At 46.5% G+C, this 26,871-nt stretch carries 26 protein-coding genes; 23 read left to right on the top strand and 3 right to left on the bottom strand.

The genetic code is table 11. The annotated features are described in order from the left end of the window. Positions 1-12: 12 nt before the first annotated feature. The 10 genes from xseA (at position 13) to EFK13_RS12310 (ending at position 10,581) form a co-directional block, all read left to right on the top strand. Positions 13-1,359: an exodeoxyribonuclease VII large subunit gene (gene xseA, locus EFK13_RS12355; RefSeq protein WP_129505202.1), complete on the top strand. Its 1,347-nt coding sequence runs from the start codon at positions 13-15 to the stop codon at positions 1,357-1,359. Next, on the top strand, positions 1,356-1,610 hold the full coding sequence (locus EFK13_RS12350; RefSeq protein WP_129505203.1) for an exodeoxyribonuclease VII small subunit: 255 nt from the start codon (positions 1,356-1,358) through the stop codon (positions 1,608-1,610). The genes xseA and EFK13_RS12350 overlap by 4 nt, the downstream gene beginning before the upstream one ends. Further along, positions 1,600-2,490 carry a polyprenyl synthetase family protein gene (locus tag EFK13_RS12345; RefSeq protein WP_129505204.1) on the top strand — a complete coding sequence of 297 codons (891 nt, stop codon included), beginning with the start codon at positions 1,600-1,602 and terminating at the stop codon, positions 2,488-2,490. Before EFK13_RS12350 ends, EFK13_RS12345 begins: the two co-directional genes overlap by 11 nt. A gap of 179 nt (positions 2,491-2,669) precedes the next feature. After that, positions 2,670-4,571: a 1-deoxy-D-xylulose-5-phosphate synthase gene (gene dxs / locus EFK13_RS12340; RefSeq protein WP_103746357.1), complete on the top strand. Its 1,902-nt coding sequence runs from the start codon at positions 2,670-2,672 to the stop codon at positions 4,569-4,571. Then, positions 4,568-5,413, top strand: a complete 846-nt coding sequence (locus tag EFK13_RS12335) for a TlyA family RNA methyltransferase (RefSeq protein WP_064814168.1) — start codon at positions 4,568-4,570, stop codon at positions 5,411-5,413. Before dxs ends, EFK13_RS12335 begins: the two co-directional genes overlap by 4 nt. A 95-nt stretch (positions 5,414-5,508) precedes the next feature. Continuing rightward, complete coding sequence (gene argR, locus EFK13_RS12330; RefSeq protein ID WP_014114358.1) at positions 5,509-5,958, top strand: arginine repressor ArgR; 450 nt, start codon at positions 5,509-5,511, stop codon at positions 5,956-5,958. A gap of 35 nt (positions 5,959-5,993) precedes the next feature. Continuing rightward, complete coding sequence (gene recN, locus EFK13_RS12325; RefSeq protein WP_129505205.1) at positions 5,994-7,724, top strand: DNA repair protein RecN; 1,731 nt, start codon at positions 5,994-5,996, stop codon at positions 7,722-7,724. Between the two features lie 174 nt (positions 7,725-7,898). Further along, entirely contained in the window at positions 7,899-9,179 is a 1,281-nt protein-coding gene (spoIVB, locus tag EFK13_RS12320) for a SpoIVB peptidase (RefSeq protein WP_119996498.1), read from the top strand. A 275-nt stretch (positions 9,180-9,454) separates the two neighbouring features. Beyond that, complete coding sequence (spo0A, locus tag EFK13_RS12315; protein WP_129505206.1) at positions 9,455-10,258, top strand: sporulation transcription factor Spo0A; 804 nt, start codon at positions 9,455-9,457, stop codon at positions 10,256-10,258. A gap of 143 nt (positions 10,259-10,401) precedes the next feature. After that, positions 10,402-10,581, top strand: coding sequence for a hypothetical protein (locus tag EFK13_RS12310; RefSeq protein ID WP_129505207.1), 180 nt, complete (start codon positions 10,402-10,404; stop codon positions 10,579-10,581). Positions 10,582-10,830: 249 nt separating this feature from the next. On the opposite strand, the gene EFK13_RS12305 is transcribed toward EFK13_RS12310, so the two are convergent. Further along, positions 10,831-11,949 (bottom strand): NADH-dependent flavin oxidoreductase, encoded by a 1,119-nt coding sequence (locus EFK13_RS12305; protein WP_129505208.1) that lies wholly within the window; start codon positions 11,947-11,949, stop codon positions 10,831-10,833. Positions 11,950-12,021: 72 nt separating this feature from the next. After that, positions 12,022-12,156 (bottom strand): hypothetical protein, encoded by a 135-nt coding sequence (locus EFK13_RS12300; RefSeq protein ID WP_003236876.1) that lies wholly within the window; start codon positions 12,154-12,156, stop codon positions 12,022-12,024. Positions 12,157-12,482: 326 nt separating this feature from the next. Between EFK13_RS12300 and EFK13_RS12295 the strand changes: the two genes are divergently transcribed. From EFK13_RS12295 to prpB, 9 genes are all read left to right on the top strand, one after another. Beyond that, positions 12,483-12,779: a lipoprotein gene (locus EFK13_RS12295; RefSeq protein WP_129505301.1), complete on the top strand. Its 297-nt coding sequence runs from the start codon at positions 12,483-12,485 to the stop codon at positions 12,777-12,779. 19 nt (positions 12,780-12,798) lie between these two features. Beyond that, positions 12,799-13,419, top strand: coding sequence for an N-acetylmuramoyl-L-alanine amidase family protein (locus EFK13_RS12290; RefSeq protein WP_129505209.1), 621 nt, complete (start codon positions 12,799-12,801; stop codon positions 13,417-13,419). Positions 13,420-13,496: 77 nt separating this feature from the next. Further along, a complete protein-coding gene (locus tag EFK13_RS12285; protein WP_129505210.1) occupies positions 13,497-14,234 on the top strand; it encodes a glycerophosphodiester phosphodiesterase in 738 nt (245 codons plus the stop codon). Positions 14,235-14,353: 119 nt separating this feature from the next. Continuing rightward, positions 14,354-15,535 carry an acetyl-CoA C-acetyltransferase gene (locus EFK13_RS12280; RefSeq protein WP_129505211.1) on the top strand — a complete coding sequence of 394 codons (1,182 nt, stop codon included), beginning with the start codon at positions 14,354-14,356 and terminating at the stop codon, positions 15,533-15,535. Between the two features lie 24 nt (positions 15,536-15,559). After that, positions 15,560-16,423, top strand: coding sequence for a 3-hydroxybutyryl-CoA dehydrogenase (locus EFK13_RS12275; RefSeq protein WP_129505212.1), 864 nt, complete (start codon positions 15,560-15,562; stop codon positions 16,421-16,423). Between the two features lie 28 nt (positions 16,424-16,451). Next, positions 16,452-17,591, top strand: a complete 1,140-nt coding sequence (locus EFK13_RS12270) for an acyl-CoA dehydrogenase (protein ID WP_129505302.1) — start codon at positions 16,452-16,454, stop codon at positions 17,589-17,591. Positions 17,592-17,623: 32 nt separating this feature from the next. Next, complete coding sequence (gene mmgD / locus EFK13_RS12265; protein ID WP_129505213.1) at positions 17,624-18,742, top strand: citrate synthase; 1,119 nt, start codon at positions 17,624-17,626, stop codon at positions 18,740-18,742. 21 nt (positions 18,743-18,763) lie between these two features. Then, positions 18,764-20,182, top strand: coding sequence for a bifunctional 2-methylcitrate dehydratase/aconitate hydratase (locus EFK13_RS12260; protein WP_129505303.1), 1,419 nt, complete (start codon positions 18,764-18,766; stop codon positions 20,180-20,182). Positions 20,183-20,201: 19 nt separating this feature from the next. Continuing rightward, the gene (prpB, locus tag EFK13_RS12255; RefSeq protein WP_129505214.1) at positions 20,202-21,107 is read left to right on the top strand and encodes a methylisocitrate lyase; all 906 of its coding nucleotides are present in this window, start codon (positions 20,202-20,204) and stop codon (positions 21,105-21,107) included. A 41-nt stretch (positions 21,108-21,148) separates the two neighbouring features. On the opposite strand, the gene EFK13_RS12250 is transcribed toward prpB, so the two are convergent. Next, positions 21,149-21,385 carry a DUF2627 domain-containing protein gene (locus EFK13_RS12250; RefSeq protein WP_129505215.1) on the bottom strand — a complete coding sequence of 79 codons (237 nt, stop codon included), beginning with the start codon at positions 21,383-21,385 and terminating at the stop codon, positions 21,149-21,151. Positions 21,386-21,537: 152 nt separating this feature from the next. Between EFK13_RS12250 and EFK13_RS12245 the strand changes: the two genes are divergently transcribed. From EFK13_RS12245 to buk, 4 genes are all read left to right on the top strand, one after another. After that, complete coding sequence (locus tag EFK13_RS12245; protein WP_129505216.1) at positions 21,538-23,616, top strand: sigma-54 interaction domain-containing protein; 2,079 nt, start codon at positions 21,538-21,540, stop codon at positions 23,614-23,616. Between the two features lie 123 nt (positions 23,617-23,739). Further along, positions 23,740-24,639, top strand: coding sequence for a phosphate butyryltransferase (gene yqiS / locus EFK13_RS12240; protein WP_129505217.1), 900 nt, complete (start codon positions 23,740-23,742; stop codon positions 24,637-24,639). An 11-nt stretch (positions 24,640-24,650) separates the two neighbouring features. Continuing rightward, on the top strand, positions 24,651-25,745 hold the full coding sequence (bcd, locus tag EFK13_RS12235; protein ID WP_064815025.1) for a branched-chain amino acid dehydrogenase: 1,095 nt from the start codon (positions 24,651-24,653) through the stop codon (positions 25,743-25,745). A gap of 18 nt (positions 25,746-25,763) precedes the next feature. Further along, positions 25,764-26,855, top strand: a complete 1,092-nt coding sequence (gene buk / locus EFK13_RS12230) for a butyrate kinase (protein WP_129505218.1) — start codon at positions 25,764-25,766, stop codon at positions 26,853-26,855. Positions 26,856-26,871: the final 16 nt, after the last annotated feature.

The raw sequence follows: 26,871 nt of genomic DNA, 5'->3' as shown, positions 1-26,871 counted from the left end.
GGAGTTTGAGACATGGGCGAAACAGCGTATGTTACTGTCTCAGCGCTGACAAAGTATATAAAACGAAAATTCGATGTGGATCCTCACCTTGAAAATATTTGGATTAAAGGCGAATTATCGAATGTCAAAATACACACAAGAGGCCATATTTATTTCACATTGAAAGACGAAAACGCCAGAATGCAGTCGGTGATGTTCGCGAGACAGAGTGAGCGTCTGCCTTTTAAACCTGAAAACGGCATGAAGGTGCTGGTCAGAGGGGGAATTTCTGTATATGAACCGAGCGGAAACTACCAACTATATGCCAAAGAAATGCAGCCTGACGGGGTCGGAGCGCTTTATTTAGCGTATGAAGAGCTAAAAAAGAAGCTTGCCGGAGAAGGTTTATTTGACGACCGCTACAAAAAACAAATCCCCGCATTTCCAGCCACAATCGGGGTTGTGACATCTCCTACGGGTGCCGCTGTCAGAGACGTCATTACAACTCTAAAAAGAAGATATCCCCTTGTTAAAGTCATTGTTCTCCCAGCGCTCGTACAAGGCGAAAATGCGAGCAGATCGATCGTTAGGCGCATAGAAGAGGCAAATGAAAAAGAAATGTGCGATGTATTAATTGTCGGGAGAGGCGGCGGTTCGATAGAAGAACTGTGGGCATTTAATGAAGAAATTGTAGCACGCGCGATCTTTGCTTCTAACATTCCAATTATATCGGCTGTCGGGCATGAGACGGACTTTACGATCAGTGATTTTGTCGCTGATATCAGAGCCGCGACGCCGACAGGAGCAGCTGAAATTGCCGTGCCGCACACCACTGATTTAATCGAACGGACAAAAACAGCGGAAGTCAGAATGACAAGAGCGATGCAGCAGCATCTTGGCCAGAAAAAAGAACGGATTCAAACGCTGCAGTCCTCGTACGCCTTTCGTTTTCCAAAGCGTTTGTATGCGCAAAAAGAGCAGCAGTTTGACCTTGCTTATCAGCAGTTTCAGGCTCAGCTTACCGCTCTTTTAGATCGGAAAAACAGACAGCTTGAGCGTGAAACGTACAGATTAGAGGCGCTTCATCCTCATGAACAGCTAAAGCAAGCGAGAACACGATACGAGGAACAAACAAACCAGCTGAGAAAAAATATGAATATCCAAATGAAGCAGCTGCATTCCCAATTTCAAACTGTTCTTGGCAAGCTGAATGCGTTAAGCCCTCTTCAAGTGATGGAAAGAGGATACAGCTTGGCTTATAAAGAAGATGAACTCATTAAAAGTGTCAGTCAGATAGAAGAGAATGACCAGCTTGAGGTCAAGCTGAAGGATGGCGTGCTGACCTGTGAAGTATTAGAAAAGAGAGGGGAAGAAAAATGACAGACGTGAAAAAAAATGAAAACATGACATTTGAAGAGGCGATGAAAGGGCTTGAGAGCATTGTGTCAAAGCTTGAAGAGGGCGATGTGCCTTTAGAGCAAGCGATTAACTATTTCCAAGAAGGCATGGCTCTTTCAAAAATGTGCCACGAAAAGCTGCAAAAAGTTGAAAAACAAATGGACTTCATTTTGAAAGAAGACGGCGAACTGGCACCTTTCAGTGTTCAGGAGGAAGACGAAGGTGGCAAATAATTTAACGAGCTTTCTGGCGGAACGGAAAAAAACGATTGAAAAACAGCTTTCTGTTTATACAGAAAAGCTCGATATGCCGGACTCATTAAAAAAATCCATGCTGTACTCCCTTGAGGCTGGCGGAAAGCGGCTGCGTCCCCTCATTGTACTGGCCGTTTTAAACGCATATGGGAAAAGTGAAAAAGACGGTATTCCGGTCGGATGTGCCGTCGAAATGATTCACACGTATTCGTTAATACATGATGACCTTCCTTGTATGGATGATGACGATTTGCGCCGCGGGAAGCCGACAAACCATAAAGTGTTCGGTGAAGCGACAGCAGTCTTAGCGGGTGACGGGCTTCTTACGGAAAGCTTTAAGCTGATCACCTCCCATGTGTCAAACGAGGTGTCAGCGGAAAAGCGCCTTCGCCTTGTGAATGAACTGATTTCAGCGGCAGGCACTGAAGGCATGGTCGGGGGGCAAGTAGCTGATATGGAAGCGGAAAACCGCCAAGTCACGCTTGAAGAACTCGAATCGATTCATGAACGGAAAACGGCCAAGCTCCTTGGTTTTTGCGTAATCGCCGGGGCTATTTTGGCGGATGCGCCTGAGAAAGACATCGAAACGCTGCGTGCCTTCAGCAGCCACATCGGGATCGGTTTTCAAATCAGAGACGATATTTTAGATTTAGAAGGCAGTGAAGAGAAAATCGGCAAACGTGTCGGCTCGGATACAACAAACGACAAATCGACTTACCCGTCACTTCTGTCACTTGAAGGGGCCAAACATAAATTGAATGTACACATACAAGAGGCGAAGTGTCTGATCGGCGGACTCTCTCTTCAAAAAGACCTTTTATATGAACTTTGTGATTTAATTGCGGCAAGAGATCACTAAAACGATCCTAATTTGAAGCGGCTGCACGAGATATGGTAAAATGTAAGCAGTTTATATGAAAAATGATAAGGAAAAGCGTGCTTGTCTTTTTTTATGTCTGAGATTTGGCCGTTATCCGGCTCGGCATACGGAAGACATGTATCATTTAGAAATTCATGCTGAAAGTGAGTTGATCCGCTTTGGATCTTTTATCAATACAGGACCCGTCGTTTTTAAAAAACATGTCCATTGATGAATTAGAAAAATTAAGTGATGAAATCCGTCAATTTTTAATTACAACTTTATCCGCTTCCGGCGGCCACATCGGTCCAAACTTAGGTGTCGTAGAGCTTACTGTTGCACTGCATAAGGAATTTAACAGCCCGAAAGACAAATTTTTATGGGATGTAGGCCATCAATCGTACGTCCATAAGCTGCTGACAGGACGCGGAAAAGAATTTGCGACGCTTCGCCAGTACAAAGGGCTTTGCGGATTTCCAAAACGGAGTGAAAGCGAGCATGATGTTTGGGAAACCGGGCACAGCTCAACTTCTTTGTCCGGCGCGATGGGAATGGCAGCTGCCCGTGATATTAAAGGAACGGATGAATTTATTATTCCAATCATTGGTGACGGCGCGCTGACCGGCGGAATGGCGCTTGAAGCCCTAAATCACATCGGCGACGAGAAAAAAGACATGATTGTCATCCTAAATGATAATGAAATGAGTATTGCGCCGAATGTGGGCGCCATTCATTCAATGCTCGGTCGGCTGCGCACCGCCGGGAAATACCAGTGGGTTAAAGATGAGCTCGAATACTTGTTTAAAAAGATTCCGGCAGTTGGGGGCAAACTTGCCGCCACGGCGGAACGTGTCAAAGACAGCCTGAAATACATGCTCGTCTCCGGAATGTTTTTTGAGGAGCTTGGTTTTACGTATTTAGGCCCGGTGGACGGACATTCTTATCATGAGCTGATTGAAAATCTTCAATACGCCAAAAAAACGAAAGGCCCTGTTCTCCTGCATGTCATCACGAAAAAAGGGAAGGGCTACAAACCGGCTGAAACCGATACGATCGGTACATGGCACGGGACCGGACCTTATAAAATTAACACCGGTGACTTTGTAAAGCCGAAAGCCGCAGCTCCATCATGGAGCGGCCTTGTCAGCGGCACTGTGCAGCGGATGGCACGCGAGGACGGACGGATTGTAGCGATTACGCCGGCTATGCCTGTCGGCTCAAAGCTTGAAGGCTTTGCAAAGGAATTCCCTGACCGTATGTTCGACGTAGGAATCGCAGAACAGCATGCCGCAACGATGGCAGCGGCTATGGCAATGCAAGGAATGAAGCCGTTTTTGGCGATTTATTCAACCTTCCTGCAAAGGGCATATGACCAAGTGCTTCACGACATCTGCCGCCAAAACGCCAATGTGTTTATTGGAATTGACCGTGCAGGACTCGTAGGCGCGGACGGAGAGACACATCAAGGCGTGTTTGATATTGCGTTTATGCGCCACATTCCAAACATGGTCTTAATGATGCCGAAAGATGAAAATGAAGGACAGCATATGGTTCATACTGCACTCAGCTATGATGAAGGCCCGATTGCAATGCGTTTTCCGCGCGGAAACGGACTCGGAGTAAAAATGGATGAACAGCTGAAAACGATTCCGCTTGGGACGTGGGAAGTGCTGCGCCCGGGGAACGATGCCGTCATCTTAACATTTGGAACAACAATCGAAATGGCGCTTGAAGCAGCTGAAGAGCTGCAAAAAGAAGGGCTCTCAGTGCGCGTTGTAAATGCGCGTTTTATTAAGCCGATTGATGAAAAGATGATGAAGGATATTCTAAAAGAAGGCTTGCCGATTTTAACGATTGAAGAAGCGGTCTTAGAAGGCGGTTTCGGAAGCTCGATTTTAGAATTCGCTCATGATCAAGGTGAATATCATACACCAATCGATAGAATGGGTATTCCGGATCGGTTTATCGAACACGGAAATGTAACGGCGCTACTTGAAGAAATTGGATTGACAAAACAGCAGACGGCAAACCGCATTAGATTAATGATGCCGCCGAAGACACACAAAGGAATTGGATCATGACGTCAAAGAAAGAACGATTAGATGTATTACTAGTAGAAAGAGGGCTGGCCGAAACGCGGGAAAAAGCCAAGAGAGCCATTATGGCGGGGATCGTCTATTCAAACGAAAACCGCTTGGACAAGCCTGGAGAAAAAATTGACCGCGACCTTCCTTTAACGGTTAAAGGAAACCCGCTGAAATATGTGAGCAGAGGCGGTTTAAAGCTTGAAAAAGCGCTGAAGGAGTTTCCCGTCTCTGTTAAGGACAAAATCATGATTGATATTGGATCCTCCACCGGCGGTTTTACGGACTGCGCTCTGCAAAACGGAGCGAAACAGTCATACGCGGTGGATGTAGGCTACAATCAGCTTGCGTGGAAGCTCAGACAGGATGAACGAGTCGTCGTAATGGAACGGACGAACTTCCGCTATGCAACACCGGCAGACTTTACAAAGGGCATGCCGGAGTTTGCCACAATTGATGTATCCTTTATTTCACTGCGGCTCATCCTGCCTGTCCTTAAAACATTGCTTGTACCGGACAGCGACTGCATGGCTCTTGTGAAGCCGCAGTTTGAAGCGGGGCGGGAATCAGTCGGCAAAAAAGGGATTGTGAGAGACCCTAAAGTGCATGCTGACGTTCTCAAGCGAATGATCAGTTTTTCTGCGGCTGAAGGCTATATCTGCCAAGGCCTGTCATTTTCTCCGATCACGGGAGGAGACGGAAATATCGAATTTCTCCTTCATTTGCATTGGCCGGGAGAAGGACAGGAAGGACAGGAGCTGCCGGAAGAAGAGATCATCCGCATTGTAGAAGAGGCACATAAGACGTTAAAAGAAAAAAAAGCAGATGTACCGGAATAATAGGGCGCTATTATTCCTTTTTTCTGCATTCATGTACAATTTGCAGAGAATCATATAACATAAAAGAACAGATAAGCTGAAATAGAGGTGCTTACATGAACAAAGGCCAGAGGCATATTAAAATCAGAGAGATCATTACAAGCAATGAAATCGAAACGCAGGATGAATTGGTCGACATGCTGAAGCAGGATGGTTACAAAGTAACACAAGCCACGGTTTCACGTGATATTAAAGAACTTCACCTTGTAAAAGTGCCTACGAATAACGGCTCATACAAATACAGTCTTCCGGCAGACCAGCGTTTCAATCCGCTGTCCAAGCTGAAGCGGGCATTGATGGACGCCTTTGTGAAAATAGACTCAGCAAGCCATATGATTGTGCTGAAAACGATGCCGGGCAACGCCCAGGCAATCGGGGCGCTGATGGACAACTTGGACTGGGATGAAATTATGGGGACCATTTGCGGAGATGACACGATATTAATTATTTGCCGGACTCCTGAAGATACAGACGGCGTAAAAAACAGGCTGCTTGAGCTGCTGTAACAGAAATCTAACAAAGATAAGAGGTGTAATGCTGTTTGTTAGCTGAACTATCGATTAAAAACTTTGCCATTATTGAGGAACTGACGGTTTCTTTTGAACGAGGGCTTACGGTATTAACAGGAGAAACCGGAGCCGGCAAATCGATCATCATAGACGCTATTTCTCTTTTAGTCGGCGGCCGCGGATCATCTGAATTTGTCAGATATGGAGAAGCAAAAGCCGAGCTTGAAGGGCTGTTTCTATTGGACAGCGGCCATCCCGTTTTTGGTGTGTGCGCTGAGCAGGGAATCGACGTTTCAGACGAAATGATCGTCATGAGAAGAGATATCAGCACGAGTGGAAAAAGCGTCTGCCGTGTTAATGGCAAGCTTGTCACGATTGCCTCGCTAAGAGAGATCGGCAGGCTTTTATTAGATATTCACGGGCAGCACGATAACCAGCTTCTAATGGAAGACGAAAATCATCTCCAGCTTTTGGACAAGTTTGCCGGAGCCGAAGTGGAAAGCGCACTCCAAGCGTACCAAGAAGGGTACCAGCGGTATGTGAAGCTGCTTAAAAAGCTAAAGCAGCTTTCTGAAAGCGAACAGGAGATGGCCCATCGTCTGGATCTTATTCAATTTCAGCTGGAAGAAATTGAATCTGCCAAGCTAGAGCTTAACGAAGACGAACAGCTCCAAGAAGAACGCCAGCAAATTTCAAATTTTGAGAAGATCTATGAATCGCTGCAAAATGCATATAACGCGCTGCGCAGCGAGCAGGGCGGACTGGACTGGGTCGGAATGGCATCTGCGCAGCTTGAAGATATATCTGATATTAATGAACCGCTGAAAAAACTGTCTGAAAGTGTTTCGAACTCATACTATCTTTTGGAAGACGCTACATTTCAGATGAGAAATATGCTGGATGAGCTTGAATATGATCCGGAACGCCTGAACTATATTGAGACGCGTCTCAATGAAATGAAACAGCTGAAACGAAAATACGGTGCAACTGTTGAGGACATTTTGGAATACGCTTCAAAGATTGAAGAAGAGATTGACCAAATTGAAAACAGGGACAGCCATCTTCAAAGCTTGAAAAAGGAGCTTGACTCAGTCGGCAAGGATGTCGCAGTGGAAGCGGCAAATGTTTCGCAAATCCGGAAAGCGTGGTCAAAAAAGCTGGCTGATGAAATTCATCGGGAGTTAAAAAGCCTGTACATGGAAAAATCAACGTTTGATACGGAGTTTAAGGTCAGAACAGCGTCTCACAATGAGGAGGCACCGATTGTAAACGGCCAGCCTGTTCAGCTGTCTGAACAAGGGATTGATCTGGTGAAGTTTTTAATTTCAACCAATACAGGCGAACCGCTGAAATCCCTTTCGAAAGTCGCTTCCGGTGGAGAGCTGTCACGGGTAATGCTTGCCATAAAAAGCATTTTTTCCTCTCAACAGGATGTGACGTCGATTATTTTCGATGAGGTTGATACCGGTGTGAGCGGCAGAGTCGCACAGGCAATCGCTGAGAAGATCCATAAAGTGTCAATAGGATCACAAGTGCTGTGTATTACACATTTGCCTCAGGTGGCGGCCATGGCAGATACGCATCTTTATATTGCGAAGGAATTAAAAGACGGCAGAACGACGACACATGTCAAGCCGTTATCTAAGCAGGAAAAGGTGGCGGAAATCGGGCGTATGATTGCCGGAGTCGAAGTAACAGACTTAACGAAACGCCATGCGAAAGAACTTTTAAAACAAGCGGATCAAGTCAAAACAACGGGATAAGCTGCGCGGGAAGCGCAGCTTATTTTTTTCGCCGACATCCATTCGTTCATCAGTATATCCAATGTTTTTCTTTATATGACAGTTATAAATAAGCCGTCAGAAGGCAAAATTAAATGATGTAGCAGCAAGACATAAAGAAGGTGTGGGATAGGAGCGAGGAGAGTGAAGTAGTGAATGCCCGATAACATCAGAAAAGCAGTAGGTTTAATTCTCCTTGTTTCGTTATTAAGTGTAGGTTTATGCAAACCGCTAAAAGAGTATTTACTGATTCCAACGCAAATGAGAGTATTTGAAACCCAAACACAAGCGATTGAAACGGGTTTATCGGTAGACGCTCATGCACAAGAATCGTCAGAAGCGTTTACAGTTAAGAAAGACCCGCATGAAATCAAGGTGACAGGCAAAAAATCAGGTGAGTCAGAATTAGTATATGATCTAGCCGGATTTCCAATTAAAAAAACAAAAGTGCAAGTTCTTCCTGATTTAAAGGTCATACCTGGCGGACAATCAATCGGTGTAAAACTTCATTCCGTCGGTGTTCTTGTCGTCGGATTTCATCAAATCAATACAAGTGAAGGCAAAAAATCTCCGGGAGAAACGGCCGGTATTGAAGCGGGCGACATCATTATTGAGATGAATGGACAGAAAATTGAAAAAATGAATGATGTGGCCCCATTTATTCAGAAAGCCGGTAAAACTGGAGAATCGTTAGACTTGCTGATTAAACGTGATAAACAGAAAATCAAAACAAAGCTCATTCCGGAAAAAGATGAAGCTGAAGGCAAGTACAGAATTGGTTTATACATCAGGGATTCTGCCGCTGGCATCGGCACCATGACCTTTTATGAACCAAAAACAAAAAAATACGGAGCACTTGGCCATGTGATTTCCGATATGGACACAAAGAAACCAATCGTAGTGGAGAATGGAGAAATTGTTAAATCCACTGTGACATCCATTGAAAAAGGGACAGGCGGAAATCCGGGAGAAAAACTGGCGCGATTTTCCTCAGAACGCAAAACGATCGGGGATATTAACAGAAACAGCCCATTTGGCATTTTCGGCACACTGCATCAGCCGATTCAAAACAACATTTCAGATCAAGCATTGCCGGTAGCGTTTTCTACTGAAGTCAAAAAAGGTCCGGCTGAAATTTTAACGGTCATTGATGATGACAAGGTAGAAAAATTTGATATTGAAATCGTCAGCACGACGCCGCAAAAATTCCCTGCGACAAAAGGGATGGTCTTAAAAATAACTGATCCAAGGCTGTTGAAAGAAACAGGCGGAATCGTACAGGGGATGAGCGGAAGCCCGATCATTCAAAATGGAAAAGTGATCGGCGCTGTCACCCATGTATTTGTAAATGACCCGACAAGCGGTTACGGCGTTCATATTGAATGGATGCTGTCAGAAGCGGGAATCGATATTTACGGAAAAGAAAAAGCAAGCTGACTGCCGGAATTTCCGGCAGTTTTTTTGTTTTGATCCCTCTTCACTTCTCAGAATACATACGGTAAAATATACAAAAGAAGATTTTTCGACAAATTCACGTTTCCTTGTTTGTCAAATTTCATTTTTAGTCGAAAAACGGAGAAAAACATAGAATAACAAAGATATGCCACTAATATTGGTGATTATGATTTTTTTAGAGGGTATATAGCGGTTTTGTCGAATGTAAACATGTAGCAAGGGTGAATCCTGTTAACTACATTTGGGGAGGAAGAAACGTGGAGAAAATTAAAGTTTGTGTTGCTGACGATAATCGAGAGCTGGTAAGCCTGTTGAGTGAATATATTGAAGGACAGGAAGACATGGAAGTGATCGGTGTTGCTTATAACGGACAGGAGTGCCTGTCGCTGTTTAAAGAAAAAGATCCCGATGTGCTCGTATTAGATATTATTATGCCGCATTTGGACGGACTTGCGGTTTTAGAGCGGCTGAGGGAATCGGATCTGAAAAAACAGCCGAATGTCATTATGCTGACAGCCTTTGGACAAGAGGATGTCACGAAAAAAGCCGTCGATTTAGGCGCGTCCTACTTTATTCTCAAGCCGTTCGATATGGAAAACCTTGTCGGACATATCCGCCAGGTCAGCGGAAATGCCAGCAGTGTGACGCATCGTGCGCCATCCTCGCAAAGCAGCATTATACGCAGCAGCCAGCCTGTACCAAAGAAGAAAAATCTCGACGCGAGCATCACAAGCATTATCCATGAAATCGGCGTCCCGGCACATATAAAAGGCTATCTCTATTTGCGTGAAGCAATCTCAATGGTATACAATGACATCGAATTGCTTGGCAGCATTACAAAAGTCCTCTATCCGGACATCGCCAAAAAATTCAACACAACCGCAAGCCGTGTAGAAAGAGCGATCCGCCATGCGATTGAAGTGGCGTGGAGCAGAGGAAACATTGATTCCATTTCCTCGTTGTTCGGCTATACCGTCAGCATGACAAAAGCTAAACCGACCAATAGTGAGTTCATTGCGATGGTCGCGGATAAGCTGAGATTAGAACATAAGGCTTCTTAAGCATGAACATATTAAGCGATGATTAAATCAAACGTCTTTTATTTATTAGTTCGCGCTGATAAATAGGAGGCGTTTTGTTTTAGGGACATTTGTTATTATATAGTGATGATATGAAGGATCTATTTCCGTAAGGAGTGATGCATGTGTTTGAAAAGTATGGATTGTTGATTGCGCTATTTATTCTTGCGCTTTGCGTCAATTCGAACATCATGACAGAATCACGCATACTAGGCATCTTGATCGACTTTATCTCATTTACAGTCATGGTTTCATGTGTTTTCGCTGCTTGGAGAATCAAAACCAATCAATCAGAATCAAATTGAAACCTTTTCCCTGTAAAATCGTAAGTAAGGAAACATACATGAACAAAGGAGACGTACGGATGAAAAAGAAAAAAGCCAGAAAACGTGACGGGCTTCTGCTAGATTTTCTTACTGAAGCGGCAGGCTATCTGCTGTTCCTGCCGTTTAAATTTTTACACAAACTGTTTGACTAGAGAACAAAGTCCCTTAATCACAAGGGGCTTTTTTATAAATAAAGACTGCCGAATCCGTTTCGGCAGTCTCAACACGTTAGTCTTTATAAGGCACCCAGCCAGGCGTATTCACAATGGCTTGCCATAGCGGTTCAGGCAAGTGATATTTTTCTTTATCTGTACCTTTGATTACTGTTTCGATTTGTTTTTCACGGCCTTCTTTTACTTTCACAGTCCAGTCGGGATCAACTAAAATTTCGCGTCCCATCGCGACTAGCGGAATGCCGTTTTCGATCACGGCCAGTGCGTCATCTGCTGAATGAATAGAACCGACGGCAATAAGCGGCACTTTGTTTCCGACACGTTCATTCAATAAGTCCATGCGTGTGCGAGTTGGATCTGCACCTCGGCGCGCTTTTGAGTTCACGTCCATCAGTGAGATATGAAGGTAGTCCAATTCTTTCTCCCCTAAAGCGTCAACAAGCGTAAAGGTTTCAGTCATTGTCAATCCTGGTGTCTCAGGTTCTTCAGGAGACAGGCGGTAGCCGACTAAGAACGCACCCTTCGCATGTTCTTCAATGGCTTTTTTTACTTCATCGACAATAGCAAGCGGGAAGGCTAATCGTTTTTCGTCGCTTCCTCCCCAGCGGTCTGTACGCTGATTGGTTTTCGGAGAATAAAACTGCTGAATCAAGTAGCCGTTTGCACCGTGAATTTCAACACCGTCAAAGCCGGCTTCAATGGCACGTCTTGTCGCTTCTCCAAACGCCTTTACAATGTTTTCCGTTTCTTCTTCTGTTAAGGCGCGGGCAATTTTTTTGCCGTTATCAAACACGTCACTTGGTGCTACAACATCATGTTGTGGAACGAGCTCAGGCGGGCATTCCGTGCCGCCGTGATGAATTTGCACAACGGCTTTAGCACCTTGTGCCTGAATGGCTTGTGCTAATTTTTTTAAACCTGGAATGTTGGAATCATCATAGATGGCCGGCTGCCCGGGAAATGCTTTTCCGTCCGGCGTGACATTTGCGCAGGCTGTAATCACCATTCCCATCTCTTTTGAGCGGGGGATGATGTAGTCAAGCTCTGCTTCAGATATCGTGCCGTCATCATTAGAAGCATAGTGAGTCATGGGTGCTACTGTGATCCGATTGTCGATTGTAACGCCGCTTTTAAACGTAAACGGCTCAAAGAGCGGTTTATACTTAGGGTTCATTTCATCATCTTCTTTCGTTTGGATTCGCACATATTCTAGCCTATATGTAAAAATTAATGCAATTGATCTGCTTTACCGGCTGAATATCTTGAGTACAGAGTGATGTTTTCTTCGCTCTTTTTCAGGAGCTTTGTAGCCGCCGCTGATTTGGTGGCCAATGGTGCAAGTGATGACCGCTGCAGCGAGCAGCAGAACGAATTTTTTCATGGCTGTAACTTCTTTCTGTAAAGGAAATATCCTTTAAAAGGTTACGCCTGGCTGATTCAGCCGTCAAACGATTTGCTCACATCATTCCTCAAATTTTTTAAAATGAATAAAAAGTTGCTTCTTTCCGTTAATTTTTTCTAATATGCGCCTCAATTAGAGCCATTCTCATAGACAAATGCGATTGCTTTCTTTCTAACAACAGGAAATGATCAGGTCGGATAGCCCCTTTGAAAAATGTGGAACCGCAGTGCGGGCTTTCTCACCGGCTTTACAAATCTGCCATTCTGGTCAAAGATAAAAGCCAAACATCAGGAAGAGGTGATCATGTGAAACAAACGGTTCTTTTGCTGTTAACTGTGCTCCTTCTCTCAGGATGCAGTATTGCAAGTGCGGAGGACTCAGCCCCGAGGTTTACCGAAGAGGGAAAATATATTGGCACGGCTGATCCTCATACGATTGCGGTTTCTCTGAATGGAGAAGAAACCATGATACAAGTTCCGAAAAATAAGCGTGATGAATGTGAATCACTGCCAGATCACACAAATGTCTTGGTGAAATATATAAAAAAGGATAATGGAACCTTACAGCTGCAAGATATTCAGCTGCAGAAGAACTCGTCCTAAAAAGACCGGAGGGAGAAAGTTGAGATTGTTATGGAGGAGCTTAGCTCTGTGCGGATTGGCCTTGACGCTCGCCCCTTGTGCACAGGCGGCAGAGCCGATAGAAGGGAAAACAGTATATATTGATGCCGGACACGGCGGTGAAGACAGCGGAGCGGTCGGGAACGGTCTCTTTGAAAAGGATATTAATTTAGCCGTTTCCGAGCATGTGACGGACAAGCTGAAAGCGGAGGGGGCTAATCCTGTTGCGTCCCGGTCTGACGATCATTTTCTGAGCTTGGAGGACAGAGTGGCAAAGGCAAGTGCCAATCAGGCCGATCTTTTTGTCAGCATTCATGTGAATTCAGGGGTTGCTTCAGCGTCGGGAACAGAAACGTATTTTCAGTCTGATTATGAAGCGGAAAACAGCCGGCGTCTGGCGGCCGATATTCAGTCACAGCTCGTCTCATCCTTACAGACGAGAGACAGAGGCGTGAAAGAATCAGACTTTTACGTTATTACATATTCACATATGCCGAGTGTTCTGGCGGAGCTTGGATTTATCACAAACAGCTCTGATGCGGACAAGCTCGGAAACAAAGATTACCAGCAAAAGGCCGCGGATGCGATTGTCAACGGCATTGATTCTTATTATGATCAGTAGATTGATACAGCCTTAATCCTAGAGTGGAAACGCCAAAATCAGTATAATGGAGAAAACTTTAGGGTTGAGGTGAAACGATGACAAAGATTTTTGCCCATCGGGGGGCATCAGGTCAATATCCCGAAAATACAATGCTTGCATTTGAAAAAGGAATTGAAGCCGGAGCGGACGGATTAGAGTTTGATGTACAGCTGGCAAAAGACGGACGCATTGTTGTGATCCATGATGAAAGGCTCGACCGGACGACATCGCTCAAAGGATTCGTAAAGGATACAGCGTATGATGTGATAAAAACGGCGAATGCGGCCGCAAACCACGACCAAACGTACAGTGATACCAAAGTGCCGCTGCTTGAAGACGTGCTCTCTTGGGCGGAAAAAAAGAATTTTCTCCTCAACATTGAATTAAAAAACAGCGTGATTCGCTATGAGGGTATGGAGGAAAAAGTACTGGAGGCAGTGAAGCGGTTTAATTTAGAGGAAAGGGTCATTCTGTCCACGTTTAATCATGAAAGCTTGGCGCTATGTGCCCGGCTCGCTCCCCATATCGAAAGGGCGGTATTGACTTCAGATGTGCTTTATCAGGCTGATCGGTATATCACATCAATTCCGGCTGCCGGCTATCACCCGAAGTTAAACAGCCCAGGGGTCACAGATGAAGTCCTGAAGAAAATGAGGAACGGTTCGATTAAGGTAAGGCCGTATACAGTCAATCGTCCGGAAGATATGAAGTGTCTCATTGAAGCGGGAGCAGACGGCATGTTTACAGACTTTCCAGAAAAGGCTTCGGCATTGCTGAAAAATGATAGTTGTTAGAAGGAGGCTGTTTGACGCAGCCTTCTTTTTTCATTCATTCATGCCCGTTTCAAAGCATACATTCATAGAAGACAACTAGAAATTGTAAGCGCTGTCTATCTTCTGAATGAGGTGAAACCATGAGGAAAACAGTCATTGTAAGTGCTGCAAGAACTCCATTTGGCAAATTCGGCGGAGTTTTGAAAGAGGTGAAAGCTGCTGAGCTTGGGGGCATTGCGATGAAGGAGGCGTTACATCGGGCCGGAGTATCTGGAAATGAGGCGGAAGGAACTGTCATGGGCATGGTTGTCCAAGCCGGCTCAGGGCAGATACCTTCCCGCCAAGCTGCCCGTCTGGCTGGAATGCCTTGGAGTGTGCCTTCAGAAACGCTGAATAAAGTCTGCGCATCCGGACTGCGCGCTGTCACCTTATGTGATCAAATGATCCGGGCGTACGATGCGGACATTCTTGTTGCCGGGGGAATGGAAAGCATGAGCAATATTCCATATGCCGTCCCCGCAGGGCGCTGGGGAGCGCGGATGGGAGATGGTGAGCTTAGGGACTTAATGGTTTATGACGGGTTAACGTGCGCGTTTGATGAGGTGCATATGGCTGTTCACGGAAATACGGCAGCCAAGGAATATGGAATTTCACGCAGGGAGCAGGATGAATGGGCGCTAAGAAGTCATGTACGGGCAGCTAAGGCAGCTGATGAAGGAAAGTTTCAGGATGAAATTGTTCCCGTCAGCTGGATCGGACGAAAAGGAAAATCCAACACGGCAGATAAGGATGAAGCGATTCGACGTGACACAAGTCTGGAACAGCTTGCGACACTTTCTCCGATTTTTACAAGTGACGGTTCCGTCACAGCCGGAAATGCTCCGGGGGTCAATGACGGAGCCGGCGCGTTCGTGCTGATGTCTGATGACAAAGCTGCTGAGCTTGGCAAACGGCCTCTTGCTACAATTCTTGGATTTTCTACTATGGGGATGCAAGCGCGCGAACTAGCGGCAGCACCGGGGTTTGCAATCAACAAGCTGCTGAAAAACAACGGTTTAACCGTCCAAGACATTGACTTGTTTGAAGTAAATGAAGCGTTTGCTTCTGTTGTTTTGACATGCGAAAAAATCGTCGGTTTCGATCTTGAAAAAGTAAATGTAAACGGCGGTGCGATTGCGCTCGGCCACCCGATCGGCGCAAGCGGGGCAAGAATTCTCATGACGCTTGTTTATGAATTAAAGCGCCGGGGCGGGGGACTGGGCGTTGCCGCCATTTGCAGCGGAGCGGCTCAGGGAGATGCAGTCTTAGTGCAGGTTCATTAAAACATGATGAAAAAGGGGATTTGAATGGAAATCAAACAAATCATGGTAGCTGGCGCAGGTCAAATGGGAAGCGGAATCGCTCAAACAGCTGCCGGCGCGGGCTTTTATGTGCGGATGTATGATGTGAATCCGGAGGCTGCGGAGGCGGGATTAAAGCGGCTGAAGAAACAGTTAACCCGTGATGCCGAGAAAGGAAGAAAGACCGATGCGGAAGTGAAGGATGTTATCAGCCGCATTTCGCTCTCTCAAACGCTTGAAGAGGCAAAGCATGCGGACATTGTGATTGAAGCTATCGCAGAAAATATCGCGGCTAAAACTGAGATGTTTAGAAAACTTGATCGCATTTGCCTGCCTTATACGATTTTGGCCAGCAATACATCTTCCTTGCCTATTACAGAAATCGCAGCTGTGACAAATCGGCCTGACCGCGTCATTGGCATGCATTTTATGAATCCCGTCCCCGTGATGAAGCTGGTTGAATTGATTCGCGGCTTGGCTACGTCAGAAGAAACGGCCTTAGATGTTAAGGGATTAGCGGAAAAGATGGGGAAAACAGCGGTAGAAGTCAATGATTTTCCGGGGTTTGTTTCCAACCGCGTGCTTCTTCCGATGATTAATGAAGCCATCTATTGCGTGTATGAGGGGGTGGCGAAGCCGGAAGCGATAGACGAGGTGATGAAACTGGGCATGAACCATCCGATGGGTCCGCTTACATTAGCGGATTTTATCGGGCTGGATACGTGTTTATCGATTATGGAAGTTCTTCACTCAGGCCTTGGCGATTCTAAGTACCGTCCTTGCCCGCTGCTTCGCAAGTACGTCAAAGCGGGCTGGCTTGGCAAAAAGAGCGGGCGCGGCTTTTATCAATATGAGGAGAGGACTTCCTAAAAGTCAATTCCTTCCGGGGGTGGCCGAGTTGCATGTAACCCAAGAGCAAGTCATGATGCGAAAAATGGTCCGTGATTTTGCCCGAAAAGAAATTGCTCCCGCTGCGGAAATCATGGAGAAAACGGACGAATTTCCGTTTCGGCTGATCAAAAAAATGGGTGAATACGGCCTGATGGGAATACCGGTTCCTGAACGATACGGCGGCGCCGGAGCGGATGTTGTTTCTTATATTTTGGCGATTCATGAGATTTCTAGAATCAGCGCGGCTGTCGGTGTCATTCTTTCCGTTCATACCTCGGTCGGCACAAATCCGATTCTGTACTTCGGCAATGAAGAACAGAAGATGAAATATATACCGAAGCTTGCTTCAGGAGACCATTTGGGCGCATTTGCGCTGACGGAGCCTCACTCGGGGTCGGATGCCGGGAGCCTTCGCGCAACGGCGATCAAAAAGAACGGCAAATACCTATTAAACGGATCGAAAATATTCATTACCAACGGCGGAGCCGCCGATATCTATATCACATTTGCTTTAACAGCTCCAGATCAAGGCAGGCACGGGATTTCGGCTTTCATTGTTGAAAAAAACACACCCGGTTTTACCATTGGAAAAAAAGAAAGAAAGCTGGGGCTTTATGGGTCCAATACTACGGAATTGATGTTTGATAACGCAGAAGTGCCTGAAGAAAATTTGCTTGGCAAAGAGGGTGATGGCTTTCACATTGCCATGGCGAATTTAAATGTCGGCCGCATCGGCATTGCGGCGCAAGCGCTCGGAATTGCAGAGGCGGCTCTTGACCATGCCGTAGACTATGCGAAGCAGCGGGTGCAATTCGGCAGGCCTATCGCAGCCAATCAAGGTATATCGTTTAAGCTGGCTGACATGGCGACAAGGGCTGAGGCGGCAAGGCATCTGGTTTACCACGCCGCAGACCTTCATAACCGCGGCTTGGCCTGTGGAAAAGAAGCGTCTATGGCTAAACAATTTGCTTCTGATTCCGCGGTGAAGGCGGCGTTAGATGCAGTCCAAATTTTCGGAGGATATGGCTATATGAAGGATTATCCGGTTGAGCGGCTGCTGCGCGACGCAAAGGTGACGCAAATCTATGAAGGGACGAATGAGATTCAAAGACTAATTATTTCCAAGCATCTGCTTGGCGGGACCTGATTGACAAAAAACGCAAAACGGAGGTTGAGGATATGGAGGAGAAACAGCATTATTCTCCGGGTTTGGACGGTGTGATTGCCGCAGAAACGCATATTTCTTATCTTGACACGCAGTCCAGCCAGATTTTGATACGAGGCTATGATTTAATAGATCTTTCTAAAACAAAAAGCTATCTGGAGCTTGCCCATTTATTGCTGGAGGGCAGGCTTCCGGAAGAAAGTGAAATGGAAACGCTGGAAAGAAGCATAAACAGCGCATCAAGTCTGCCGGCTGATATTCTCCGTCTGCTTAAGCTGCTCCCTGAGCACACTCATCCGATGGATAGCCTGCGTACCGGCCTGTCGGCACTTGCCGGCTATGATCGGCAAATTGATGATCGGTCTCCTTCTGCAAATAAAGAACGCGCCTATCAGCTTCTCGGGAAAATGCCTGCCCTTACTGCTGCCAGCTACAGAATCATCAATAAGAAAGAGCCGATTCTTCCGCTTCAAACCCTATCCTACAGTGCGAATTTTCTATACATGATGACAGGAAAATTGCCTTCCTCACTGGAAGAACGGATCTTTGACCGGTCGCTCGTCCTGTACAGTGAGCATGAGATGCCGAATTCAACCTTTGCGGCAAGGGTCATCGCATCTACACAGTCAGATCTATATGGCGCTTTGACAGGAGCTGTCGCCTCCCTGAAAGGGAATCTTCACGGAGGAGCAAACGAAGCTGTGATGTATATGCTTTTGGAGGCGAAAACAACGTCCGATTTTGAGCAGCTTCTGCAAACAAAACTAAAAAGAAAAGAAAAAATTATGGGGTTCGGCCACCGGGTGTATATGAAAAAAATGGACCCGAGAGCGCTCATGATGAAAGAGGCGCTCCAGCAATTATGTGATAAAGCCGGTGACCATCGCTTATACGAGATGTGTGAAGCAGGCGAGCGGCTGATGGAGAAAGAAAAAGGGCTTTATCCGAATTTGGATTACTACGCTGCCCCGGTGTATTGGATGCTCGGCATACCCATTCCTTTGTACACGCCTGTCTTTTTCAGCGCGAGAACGTCCGGTTTATGCGCTCATGTAATCGAACAGCATGCCAATAACCGTCTCTTTCGCCCTCGTGTCAGCTATTTGGGCCCGCGCCAACAGGCGAAATCTTAAATGATGAAAGGAACTGGTAGAATGCTGAAAACGGATCATGTCATTGAAGAAATCACTGACTATGTGCTAGAGAAAGAGATTACAAGTTCTGAGGCGTTTACAACAGCCGGGCATGTGTTGCTGGATACGCTGGGCTGCGGGATTTTGGCGCTCCGGTATCCTGAATGCACAAAGCTGCTCGGCCCGATTGTCCCCGGAACAATTGTCCCGAATGGAAGCAAAGTGCCGGGAACGTCATATGTTCTCGATCCGGTAAGGGCAGCGTTTAATATCGGCTGCATGATCCGCTGGCTCGATTACAACGATACGTGGCTGGCGGCGGAGTGGGGGCATCCGTCTGATAATCTGGGAGGAATCCTTGCCGCTGCTGATTATGTATCGAGAGTGAGGCTTTCTGAAGGAAAAGAGCCTTTAACGGTACGCGACGTACTTGAAATGATGATCAAAGCACACGAAATTCAAGGCGTGCTCGCGTTAGAAAACAGCTTAAACCGAGTTGGCCTTGATCATGTGCTGTTCGTTAAGGTTGCGACAGCAGCTGTTGCAACGAAGCTTTTGGGCGGCGGAAGAGAAGAAATCAAAAATGCGCTTTCGAATGCATGGATTGATAACGCAGCTTTGAGGACATACCGGCATTTTCCGAATACCGGCTCGCGCAAATCATGGGCGGCAGGAGATGCAACGAGCAGAGGTGTTCATTTGGCGCTGATGGCGTTAAAAGGGGAAATGGGTTATCCCACAGCGTTGAGCGCTCCGGGGTGGGGGTTCCAAGACGTTTTATTCAATAAGCAGGAGATCAAACTCGCCCGCCCGCTCGATGCATATGTCATGGAAAATGTGTTATTTAAAGTGTCATATCCTGCGGAATTTCACGCTCAGACAGCGGCCGAGTGCGCCGTCATTCTTCACCCGCAGGTAAAGGGCCGGATCGATGAGGTTGACCGTATTGTGATCAGAACGCACGAATCCGCTATCCGAATCATTGATAAAAAAGGACCGCTTCACAATCCGGCAGACCGTGATCACTGCCTCCAATATATCACAGCGATCGGTTTGCTGTTTGGTAATATCACCGCACAGCATTACGAGGCTGAAACAGCGAGTGATCCGAGAATAGATAAACTTCGTAATAAAATGGAAGTAACTGAAAATAAAACATATACCGAGGATTACTTGAAAGCCGACAAGCGTTCCATTTCAAATGCCGTCCAAGTTCATTTTAAAGACGGAACGAGCACGGAAATGGTGGAATGTGAATTTCCGCTTGGCCACCGTTTTCGAAGAGACGAGGCAGTGCCGAAGCTGCTGGAAAAGTTTTCTGCCAATCTGAAAACCCATTTTGCTGATAAACAGCACAAACACATTTATGAGCGCTGTGCCAGCTATGAGACATTACAAACGATGCGTGTAAATGAATTCGTAGATATGTTCTGCATGTAAAAGAAGGAGGACTTGCGTCATGTCGTGGATCGTCAATAAGCAATCGTCACAAGAAGAGCTTGCCGGGCGTTTCCGCAAGCTGATGTCAGCGCCGGACATTCTGCAAATTCCCGGCGCCCATGACGGGATGGCCGCCTTGCTTGCGAAAGAGGCCGGTTTTTCTGCTATTTATTTGTCTGGTGCGGCATATACAGCCAGCAGGGGGCTTCCTGATTTAGGGATCAACACGTCGACAGAGATGGCTGACCGGGCCAAAGATCTTGTGCGTGCAGCTGACCTGCCTCTGCTTGTTGATATCGATACGGGATTTGGCGGTGTGTTACATGCCGCCCGAACTGCCCGTGAGATGCATGAAGCCAGGGTAGCCGCCGTTCAAATAGAAGACCAGCAGCTCCCGAAAAAATGCGGGCATTTAAATGGCAAACAGCTCGTTCCAATAAAGGAAATGACACAAAAAATAAAAGCGATCAAACAAGCGGCGCCCTCTCTTGTCGTTGTTGCCCGTACCGATGCCAGGGCGCAGGAAGGGCTTGATGCCGCGATGAAACGGTCAGAGGCTTATATTGAGGCTGGAGCGGACGCGATTTTCCCCGAAGCGCTTCAGGCGGAGGACGAATTCCGCCAGTTTGCCGAGCGCATCTCCGTTCCGCTCCTCGCGAATATGACCGAGTTTGGGAAAACACCGTATTATCGCGCTGATGAATTCGAAGATATGGGGTTTCGCATGGTGATTTATCCTGTTACATCGCTTCGAGCGGCGGCGAAAGCTTATGAACGGATGTTTGGTTTGATTAAGGGGAGCGGCTCACAAAAAGAAGGGCTACACGATATGCAGACACGAGAAGAACTGTACGATACGATTTCTTATTATGACTATGAAGCGCTAGATAAAACGATCGCCAAGACCGTTTTGCCTGATGAATAGTTTCGACAAAAAAGCCGGAGTGTTCTCCGGCTTTTTTGCAGCTATCGTTTTCTGAATCGCGGGCTGACCTGATTGCGTTTTCTGTCTCTGTATAAAATGAACCCGGCCAGCAGATAAAGGCCGAACGCAAAAAAAATGAATCCTGACAAACCTTGAAGCCAAAGCGCTCCGAATGGCTTTATTGTATGGCCGAAAAGCGTATCTCTCATCAGTTTAATGCCTAAAGCGGAAATGGCGCCGGGGAGGACTAATATCAAAAGCGCAAGAAGTCGGCTCATCCTCAGAAAACCCCTTTATCTTTTCATTTCCTTTATTGTCCAGCGGAAAAAATATTTTGTCAAGAGAAGAAAACGTGGTAACATAGGGTTGTGCAAATTATTGCAACGGAATAAATAGGTGTGCAAATTTTTTCATACAAAGGGGTATCGGGATGCAGAAGGTACTGATGGTAGGTGCCGGCAAAAGGGGAACGGCGTTATTACATATTCTGATCAAAGCAGCCATCATAGAGATCATTGCCGTTGTTGACAAAGACCCCGAGGCGCCGGGATTGAAAGAAGCAGAACAGTATGGGATTGCCGTTTCATCTGATTGGAAACCTTACATACAACAAAAACCGGATATCGTCATTCATACCACCGGCGATCAAGCCGTGTTTGACGAACTCCTTCAAAAAAAGCATGAAGAGACCATTGTCATGCCGGGAAAAATGGCGTACATCGTTTTTCAGCTGATGGAAGAAAAGCAGCACCTGATTCAAATGCTGAAAGAGCAAACATACAAACACGACAGAATCTTTAATTCCACCCATGACGGGATGATTTTTATTGATATCAATGAAGAAATCATTCTCTTTAACCATATGGCCGAAAAAATGGTCGGGAAAAAGCGCGAGGAAGTCATCGGGCGTCCCATAAAAGAAGTCATTCCGAGCACGAAGATGCCGCGGATTTTAAAAACAAGAGTGCCTGAATACAACCAGAAGCAGCTGTTAGGCGATCATTTGCAAATTGTGACGACAAGGCTGCCGATTATTGATGAAGGCGGACGTCTGCTCGGGGCGCTTTGTGTGTTTAAAGATATCACCGATGCGGTCGAGCTGGCAGAGGAAGTAACCAACTTAAAGCAGGTCCGTACGATGCTGGAGGCGATTATTCAATCCTCCGATGAGGCGATTTCTGTCGTTGATGAAAACGGCATCGGACTCTTGATCAATAAAGCGTATACGAAAATGACGGGGCTTTCTGAAAAAGAAGTCATTGGCAAGCCTGCAAACACTGATATTTCTGAAGGCGAAAGCATGCATTTAAAGGTGCTTGAAACACGACGCCCTGTCCGCGGTGTCAGAATGAAGGTCGGCCCGAATGAAAAAGAGGTCATTGTTAATGTAGCGCCGGTGATTGTGGATGGGATTTTGAAAGGCAGCGTTGGTGTGATTCACGACGTGTCCGAAATTAAAATGCTGACAGCGGAGCTTAACCGCGCCAGGCAAATCATTCGCACGCTTGAAGCGAAATACACTTTCGACGACATTATCGGCAAAAGCGAGCAAATGCTGGTTGCGCTTGAGCAGGCGAAGCTCGGGGCGAAAACGCCGGCAACCATTTTACTGCGCGGGGAATCAGGAACGGGAAAAGAACTGTTCGCCCATGCCATCCATAACGAAAGTGACCGGAAATACAATAAATTTATTCGCGTGAATTGTGCAGCCCTTTCTGAAAACCTGCTCGAATCAGAATTGTTCGGTTATGAGGATGGCGCGTTTTCAGGAGCGAAGCGCGGCGGTAAAAAGGGTTTATTTGAGGAAGCCAATAACGGCAGTATTTTCTTAGATGAAATCGGCGAGCTGACACAAAATATGCAGGCGAAATTGCTTCGGGTTCTTCAAGAGAAGGAAATCGTCAGAGTGGGCGGCACGAAAGCGATCCCTGTCAATGTCAGAGTGATCGCGGCGACAAATGTAAATATCGAAAAAGCGATGGCGGATGGAACGTTTCGCGAGGACCTGTATTACCGGATCAACCGCTATCCGATCTCCATTCCGCCTTTGCGGCATCGGCTGGAAGACATTGAGGCACTGAGCGTCAGGCTTATCCAAAAGATCAATCGGGATTACGGCAGGAATGTAAAGGGGCTCTCACAGCAAGCCTTGCGCGCCTTATCCGCTTACCATTGGCCCGGCAATGTCCGCGAGCTGGAAAATGTCCTTGGACGAGCTATGATTTTTCTGAATCCGCATATGGAATGGATTGAAAAAGACCACTTGCCTGTATTCGAACTTCCGCAAAAAGAAAGTGCCGCAGAACATGGGGCGGGTTTTGATTTTCCGGATATTGAAGGTGAAAAGCTGTCTGTCGCAGTAGAAAAATTTGAAGCGCATATGATCCAGCAAACGCTCGAAAAGCATCATTTTAACCGGACAAAAACAGCGAAAGCCCTCGGTGTCAGCATACGGAATTTATATTATAAAATGGATAAATATGGCCTTGCAAATGAAGGCATGCAATAATTTGCAGAATAAACGCAAACATCTGCACGGATTTTTCATACATCCGGTATGACAGCACGGCGAGGAGCTGGCATGGAACTTGCATAATAAAAGGCGGAGTCGAAACAAGAAAGGTGGTAACAGATGAAGCTGAAAGATTTGATCGGCAAAGCGTCGATGTACAAAAACAAGACCATTGCGGTTGCCCATGCTGAGGATGAGGAAGTGATCCGGGCTGTAAAGCTGGCAGCCGAGTACCTATCCGCCCGTTTTTTGTTAGTGGGCGACAGCAAAAAACTGAACGATCTGACATCATCTATGCAAGGGCATCAAGTGGAAATCGTTCATGCCGATACGCCTGAGGAATCGGCACAATTAGCGGTTCGTGCTGTGCATCACAAAACAGCGGACGTTTTAATGAAAGGGAATGTGCCGACTTCTGTTTTGCTAAAAGCTGTACTGAACAGACAGGAGGGCCTTCGGTCATCAAGTGTCCTTTCCCACGTGGCTGTGTTTGATATACCGGACTTTGACAGGTTGATGTTTGTGACAGATTCGGCAATGAATATTGCCCCTTCACTGGAAGAGCTTCGGCAGATTTTGCAAAATGCCGTTCATGTGGCCCGAGCAGTAGGGAACAATATGCCGAAAGCAGCTGCTCTGGCAGCGGTCGAAACGGTCAACCCGAAAATGGAAGCGACAATGAATGCAGCTGCTCTTGCTCAAATGTGCAAAAGAGGCCAGATCAAAAACTGCATTGTGGATGGACCGCTTGCGTTGGATAACGCCGTATCACAAATTGCCGCAGCCCAGAAAAACATTTCAGGAGACGTAGCGGGCAGTGCTGATATCCTTCTCGTCCCAACAATTGAGGCCGGCAATATGTTATATAAATCACTGATTTATTTTGCGAAGGCCAGCGTGGCGGCTGTGATTACAGGAGCTAAAGCGCCGATTGCCTTAACGAGCAGAGCGGACTCCGCTGAAAATAAACTGTATTCTATTGCGCTGGCAATATGCGCATCTGAAGAATACACACATTAGGAGGAACAAACATGGAACTTTTTAAATATATGGAGAAATACGATTACGAACAATTGGTATTCTGTCAAGATGAACAATCAGGCTTAAAAGCGATTATCGCGATTCATGATACAACGCTCGGTCCGGCGCTTGGCGGAACGAGAATGTGGACATATGAAAATGAAGAAGCGGCGATTGAAGACGCGCTTAGACTGGCAAGAGGCATGACCTATAAAAATGCGGCGGCAGGCTTAAACCTTGGCGGCGGAAAAACAGTGATTATCGGAGATCCGCGAAAAGACAAAAATGAAGAAATGTTCCGCGCGTTTGGCCGCTTTATTCAAGGATTGAACGGCAGATACATTACAGCTGAAGATGTGGGTACAACGGTTGAGGATATGGACATCATTCATGATGAAACAGACTATGTCACAGGGATTTCTCCTGCTTTCGGATCTTCCGGAAATCCATCCCCGGTTACAGCGTATGGGGTGTACAGAGGAATGAAGGCAGCAGCTAAAGCTGCTTTCGGAACAGACTCTCTTGAGGGGAAAACCATCGCTGTGCAAGGTGTAGGGAACGTGGCCTACAACCTATGCCGCCACCTGCATGAGGAAGGGGCAAACTTAATCGTTACGGATATCAACAAACAGTCAGTTCAGCGCGCAGTGGAAGATTTTGGCGCCCGTGCGGTTGATCCGGAAGACATTTATTCACAAGACTGCGATATTTATGCGCCTTGTGCCCTTGGTGCGACAATCAACGACAACACGATTAAACAGCTGAAGGCGAAAGTCATCGCGGGTGCGGCTAACAACCAGTTAAAAGAAACACGCCATGGCGATCAAATTCACGAAATGGGTATCGTTTACGCGCCGGATTATGTCATTAACGCGGGCGGAGTCATCAACGTGGCGGATGAGCTTTACGGCTATAATGCGGAACGCGCATTGAAGAAAGTTGAAGGCATTTACGGCAATATTGAGCGTGTACTCGAAATTTCTCAGCGTGACGGCATTCCGACGTATTTAGCGGCTGACCGCTTGGCAGAGGAACGGATTGAACGCATGCGCCGCTCAAGAAGCCAGTTTTTGCAAAACGGACACAGTGTATTAAGCAGACGTTAAGAAATTGATCTGGAGGTTATGAAAGTGCTACATGATGAAAAACGCATTCTCACAATTAATCCAGGCTCAACTTCAACGAAAATCGGTGTTTTTCATAACGAACGAAGCATTTTTGAAAAAACATTGAGACACAACATAGAAGAGCTGCAGCGATTTGACCATATTATTGATCAGTATGAATTTCGCAAACATCATATTCTCGAAACGCTTCATGAACAGGGAATCAATATCTCAAAGTTTGATGCAGTCTGCGCCAGAGGCGGCCTTCTTCGGCCGATTGAAGGCGGAACTTACGAAGTGAACGATGATATGATTGAGGACTTGAAAAGCGGCTATGCCGGCCAGCATGCTTCTAATCTTGGCGGCATTATCGCGCGTGAAATCGCTGACGGCCTGAATATCCCTTCGTATATCGTCGATCCTGTTGTCGTAGACGAAATGTCGGTGCTCGCAAAAATCTCAGGCATGCCTGAGATTGAACGGAAAAGCATTTTCCATGCCTTAAACCAAAAAGCTGTCGCCCGTAAGGCGGCAGCCTCTCTTGGCAAACGATATGAGAACATGAAAATGATTATTACCCATATGGGCGGCGGTATTACAATTGGCGTCCATGACCACGGACGAGTGGTCGATGTCAACAACGGCCTTCACGGAGAGGGGCCATTCAGCCCTGAACGTGCAGGAACAGTGCCTGCGGGAGATCTTGTCGATTTATGTTTTTCAGGACAGTATACAAAAGAAGAAATCATGAAAAAACTGGTGGGCACCGGCGGGCTTTTCGGCTATCTCGGTACGAATGACGCAGTAAAAGTGGAACAGATGATTCAGGGTGGCGATGAAAAAGCCCGCTTCATTTTTGATGCCATGGCGTATCAGGTAGCAAAGGAAATCGGAGCAGCCAGCGCGGCATTAAAAGGCGAGGTTGAAGCGATTGTGCTGACAGGGGGCCTTGCGTACGGCAAAAGCTTTGTTTCCAATATCAGATCATACATAGATTGGATTTCAGACGTTTTAGTCTATCCGGGAGAAAATGAACTGCAGTCTCTGGCCCAAGGGGCGCTCAGGGTATTGCTGGGCGAAGAGCAATCCAAACAATATCGTATTGAATAGACAGACAGGAGTGAAG

Source organism: Bacillus cabrialesii, assembly GCF_004124315.2.
Lineage (GTDB): Bacteria > Bacillota > Bacilli > Bacillales > Bacillaceae > Bacillus > Bacillus cabrialesii.
Note: the sequence above shows the minus strand (reverse complement) of the source record. Positions and strands in the feature narration are given on the sequence as shown.

Coding starts and splice junctions, on each gene's coding strand:
- xseA (WP_129505202.1), top strand. CDS start 13: ATGGGCGAAACAGCGTATGTTACTGTCTCAGCGCTGACAAAGTATATA.
- EFK13_RS12350 (WP_129505203.1), top strand. CDS start 1,356: ATGACAGACGTGAAAAAAAATGAAAACATGACATTTGAAGAGGCGATG.
- EFK13_RS12335 (WP_064814168.1), top strand. CDS start 4,568: ATGACGTCAAAGAAAGAACGATTAGATGTATTACTAGTAGAAAGAGGG.
- argR (WP_014114358.1), top strand. CDS start 5,509: ATGAACAAAGGCCAGAGGCATATTAAAATCAGAGAGATCATTACAAGC.
- spoIVB (WP_119996498.1), top strand. CDS start 7,899: ATGCCCGATAACATCAGAAAAGCAGTAGGTTTAATTCTCCTTGTTTCG.
- EFK13_RS12305 (WP_129505208.1), bottom strand. CDS start 11,949: ATGAACCCTAAGTATAAACCGCTCTTTGAGCCGTTTACGTTTAAAAGC.
- EFK13_RS12300 (WP_003236876.1), bottom strand. CDS start 12,156: ATGAAAAAATTCGTTCTGCTGCTCGCTGCAGCGGTCATCACTTGCACC.
- EFK13_RS12285 (WP_129505210.1), top strand. CDS start 13,497: ATGACAAAGATTTTTGCCCATCGGGGGGCATCAGGTCAATATCCCGAA.
- EFK13_RS12280 (WP_129505211.1), top strand. CDS start 14,354: ATGAGGAAAACAGTCATTGTAAGTGCTGCAAGAACTCCATTTGGCAAA.
- EFK13_RS12275 (WP_129505212.1), top strand. CDS start 15,560: ATGGAAATCAAACAAATCATGGTAGCTGGCGCAGGTCAAATGGGAAGC.
- mmgD (WP_129505213.1), top strand. CDS start 17,624: ATGGAGGAGAAACAGCATTATTCTCCGGGTTTGGACGGTGTGATTGCC.
- EFK13_RS12260 (WP_129505303.1), top strand. CDS start 18,764: ATGCTGAAAACGGATCATGTCATTGAAGAAATCACTGACTATGTGCTA.
- prpB (WP_129505214.1), top strand. CDS start 20,202: ATGTCGTGGATCGTCAATAAGCAATCGTCACAAGAAGAGCTTGCCGGG.
- EFK13_RS12250 (WP_129505215.1), bottom strand. CDS start 21,385: ATGAGCCGACTTCTTGCGCTTTTGATATTAGTCCTCCCCGGCGCCATT.
- EFK13_RS12245 (WP_129505216.1), top strand. CDS start 21,538: ATGCAGAAGGTACTGATGGTAGGTGCCGGCAAAAGGGGAACGGCGTTA.
- yqiS (WP_129505217.1), top strand. CDS start 23,740: ATGAAGCTGAAAGATTTGATCGGCAAAGCGTCGATGTACAAAAACAAG.
- bcd (WP_064815025.1), top strand. CDS start 24,651: ATGGAACTTTTTAAATATATGGAGAAATACGATTACGAACAATTGGTA.
- buk (WP_129505218.1), top strand. CDS start 25,764: ATGAAAGTGCTACATGATGAAAAACGCATTCTCACAATTAATCCAGGC.